Below are 3,080 nucleotides of genomic sequence, written 5' to 3'. Positions count from 1 at the left end.
GGTCGAGGGAATCAACAATAAACTTAAACTAATAAAACGAAGAGGCTATGGCTTTAGAAACTTTCGGAATTTTTGGGTTAGAAGTATGTTATCTTGGCATCTTGTCTGTTGATTTAGCATAAAGAGTAACGAAGAGCCATTAAATGTTCCTCAAACGCTTGTAGGATATTCTCACGAGTTGCTTCATGATCAGTTAAAAGCAAAATTTGATCGGACTGAAATCCAAAACGGTGAATGAGTAATTCCTGTTGTAGTTTGACATCATTGACTGCGCCTTCAAGGGGTATCCATCTAGTATCGGGGTAATTATTAACACCCACTAATAATGCCCGTTTACGAGGTGTATTCTCTGCCAGTACGCTACGATAAAAAATGGCTCGCTGTTTCAATTCCAACTGGCTCAATCCTAAAGTGGCTAATAAAGAACCAGTCAGGGATAGTAATTGCCTACGCTTAATTCTAGCCATAAAATTTTCCTACCTATTTAATACTACCAAATCTTGATACTGAAAGCATTTATTATGGTGATTTGGGGGGAATTTGCCCAGCCGTTAAGGTGACAATTTAGCCATCTTTTAAAATGCTGATAGACTCTCCTAGATCGCTATTCTCACACCAGCATCGATTTTCTGATGCAGTTCTGTTAAAGTGGATTCAGTCATTTGAGTTCTAGATAGATAATCCAAGTATCGCACAAGGATAAATACAACTGGGTCACGTTAATACGTCCCCGCTCATAACGACGACGAACCACATCTTCGGGAATATTATGCCACTGGCTACCTTTCTGTCAACTCTCTCTAAAGACTAATGATTTCCTCCTCTTCTTTTCTGTGTACTTTGTCCGCCTAAATCTGTTAAACTAGAAACATCGGAACTCAATACTGGAGAAACCCCTTATGTCAGAAACCTCAAAGGTTAAAGATAGCCGTATAGACTTGAGAGTGACTCAAGAACAAAAAGAACTTCTCGAAAAAGCCGCCTCCCTCAGAGGAATTTCCTTAAGTGCTTATACTCTTCTTCACCTGTTACCTATTGCCAAACAAGACATAGACACTCAGGAAAGATTGATTCTTTCAGATCGAGATCGAGACTTATTTATGCCCATTATGGAAAATCCCCCGGAACTTCAAGGAAACCTCAAAACAGCCATTAAAAAATATCGAGATAAATATGGACAATGAGGCGGAAAAAAGATGGAATTTTGTCCCTATTCATCAAAAGTATCAACGAGAGTATTTTGACTGTGGTTATCCCGTCTTAAATGATTATCTCAAAAAATACGCTCGGCAAAATAATGAAAAAGGAATTGCTAAAACCTTTATTGCCATTTCCCAATCTGAGCCTTTGAAAATTGAGGGTTATTACACAGTCAGTGCTAGTGTTATTGAGTTTGACTCTCTCCCAAAATCTTATCAAAAAGGAATGCCCACCTATCCAATTCCAGCCCTACTAATTGGCAAGTTAGCTGTGGATAACTCAGTCAGAGGACAAGGATTAGGAGGAGAATTACTCGTAGATGCACTTTTTAGAGCCGTCAAAGCTTCTCAGGAAATTGGCATTTTTGCAGTTAGAGTTGATGCTATAGATTTAAGAGCCAAAGAATTTTATTTAAAATACGAATTTATTCCTTTTCAAGATCAACCGCTTTCACTCTTTTTACCGATGAAAACTATCCTCAGAGAATTTATCTAATTTTTATTTTCAGACAAAAGAGAAGAAAAGTCATGAAACTCGAAATTAATTTTGGAACTTGTTGCTCCAGTGCTGCCTTACTTCTAGATAGCACTCCCAAACCTACCAAAGAACCGCTTTTGTCAATTATTTTTGATCTAGAGCGAACTAATCAATTAAGTCTCTTGCCAGAAAAGATTTAATTTGTCGGTAGTGTTCTGAATCTGTGGATAAAACAAGTCACAATGAATAGACTGACTACCCCGCAGAAATACGATCCACAGGTCTAGAACATTACCCATTCATCTTATATTTAATTCCATCCACTCACTTAGGAAATCACCATGGAACTTTATCAACGAATTGCTGATTTTTATGACTCCTCTAGTGGACTATGGGAAAGGATTTGGGGCGAACATATGCACCATGGTTACTACGGTCGCGGCGGCAAGATTAAACTCGATCGCCGTCAGGCACAAATTGATTTAATAGAAGAATTATTAACTTGGGGAAATGTCACCGGCGCTAATCAGATTCTCGATGTGGGTTGTGGTATTGGTGGCAGTAGCCTTTATCTGGCCGAAAAATTTCACAGCCAAGGGGTGGGGATTACCCTTTCCCCGGTACAAGCCGCTAGAGCCAGCCAAAGAGCGCAAGAGTTCAATTTAAAAGAACAAGTGAGTTTTTGTGTGGCTGATGCCCTAAAAACCCCCTTTCCTGAGAATAATTTTGATCTGGTCTGGTCATTGGAAAGTGGCGAACATATGCCCGATAAAAGGCAATTTCTGCGGGAATGTTATCGGGTTTTGCAGCCCGGGGGGACTTTTTTGATGGCCACTTGGTGTCATCGTCCCACCACTTCCCTGGCCGGTAATTTAACCGAAGGGGAGATTAAACTATTAAACGAGATTTATCGGGTTTATTGTCTCCCCTATGTGATTTCTTTGCCAGAATACGCCGATATTGCCCGTGAAGTTGGCTTTCAAGACCTAAAAACCGATGATTGGTCTCTATCGGTGGCCGCTTTTTGGGATGTGGTGATTGACTCGGCCCTAACCCCAGATGCGATCGCTGGTTTGTTAGCAAGCGGTTACACTACTATCCAAGGAGCTTTATCTTTAGGGTTAATGCGGCGCGGTTACGAGTCGGGTTTAATTCGTTTTGGCCTACTGCAAGGGAAAAAATAATCAGCTTGACGATGATTACAGTGCAGCGATTGATTATCGAAAATTTGGGTTAAAACCCCGTCCTTTTAGGACGGCTTTAAGCGGCTCTTCGGTAATTGTTATGCAAATAATTAACTTAAAATAAAATTCGATGAGAGTGCCTACGCCTAAAAGTAGCTGAAATCTATACAGGGAGACACTTAAGGCACAAATAGGTTAATACCAAAAGATAGACAATTG

General features: G+C 40.1%; 6 protein-coding genes and 1 pseudogene. 5 read left to right on the top strand and 2 right to left on the bottom strand.

Annotated elements, in window-relative coordinates:
- Positions 1-112, top strand: a 112-nt coding sequence (locus IM479_RS07040) for a transposase (RefSeq protein WP_071784045.1), incomplete at its 5' end; no start/stop codon positions are given.
- Between the two features lies 1 nt (position 113).
- Here the strand turns inward: IM479_RS07040 and IM479_RS07035 are convergent.
- Positions 114-467 carry a caspase family protein gene (locus IM479_RS07035; protein WP_287687345.1) on the bottom strand — a complete coding sequence of 118 codons (354 nt, stop codon included), beginning with the start codon at positions 465-467 and terminating at the stop codon, positions 114-116.
- A gap of 206 nt (positions 468-673) precedes the next feature.
- Positions 674-807: pseudogene (locus IM479_RS07030) on the bottom strand (zeta toxin family protein); the annotation flags it as partial.
- 92 nt (positions 808-899) lie between these two features.
- Here IM479_RS07030 and IM479_RS07025 point away from each other — a divergent pair.
- The 4 genes from IM479_RS07025 to IM479_RS07010 all read left to right on the top strand — a co-directional run bounded on the left by IM479_RS07025 (position 900) and on the right by IM479_RS07010 (position 2,861).
- Complete coding sequence (locus tag IM479_RS07025; RefSeq protein ID WP_286824854.1) at positions 900-1,184, top strand: type II toxin-antitoxin system TacA family antitoxin; 285 nt, start codon at positions 900-902, stop codon at positions 1,182-1,184.
- On the top strand, positions 1,174-1,695 hold the full coding sequence (locus IM479_RS07020; RefSeq protein ID WP_287687347.1) for a GNAT family N-acetyltransferase: 522 nt from the start codon (positions 1,174-1,176) through the stop codon (positions 1,693-1,695). Before IM479_RS07025 ends, IM479_RS07020 begins: the two co-directional genes overlap by 11 nt.
- 32 nt (positions 1,696-1,727) lie before the next feature.
- A complete protein-coding gene (locus IM479_RS07015; RefSeq protein ID WP_271988458.1) occupies positions 1,728-1,877 on the top strand; it encodes a hypothetical protein in 150 nt (49 codons plus the stop codon).
- 141 nt (positions 1,878-2,018) lie between these two features.
- Positions 2,019-2,861, top strand: a complete 843-nt coding sequence (locus IM479_RS07010; RefSeq protein WP_287687349.1) for a methyltransferase domain-containing protein — start codon at positions 2,019-2,021, stop codon at positions 2,859-2,861.
- Positions 2,862-3,080 lie beyond the last annotated feature (219 nt).

Source organism: Microcystis sp. M165S2 (assembly GCF_020245885.1).
GTDB lineage: Bacteria > Cyanobacteriota > Cyanobacteriia > Cyanobacteriales > Microcystaceae > Microcystis.
The sequence above is the reverse complement of the archived record's forward strand: the minus strand, read 5'-3'. Positions and strand labels throughout refer to the sequence as shown.

What these genes read in the sequence shown, in the direction of transcription:
- IM479_RS07010 (WP_287687349.1), top strand. Translation starts at nt 2,019, where the DNA reads ATGGAACTTTATCAACGAATTGCTGATTTTTATGACTCCTCTAGTGGA.
- IM479_RS07025 (WP_286824854.1), top strand. Translation starts at nt 900, where the DNA reads ATGTCAGAAACCTCAAAGGTTAAAGATAGCCGTATAGACTTGAGAGTG.
- IM479_RS07035 (WP_287687345.1), bottom strand. Translation starts at nt 467, where the DNA reads ATGGCTAGAATTAAGCGTAGGCAATTACTATCCCTGACTGGTTCTTTA.
- IM479_RS07020 (WP_287687347.1), top strand. Translation starts at nt 1,174, where the DNA reads ATGGACAATGAGGCGGAAAAAAGATGGAATTTTGTCCCTATTCATCAA.
- IM479_RS07015 (WP_271988458.1), top strand. Translation starts at nt 1,728, where the DNA reads ATGAAACTCGAAATTAATTTTGGAACTTGTTGCTCCAGTGCTGCCTTA.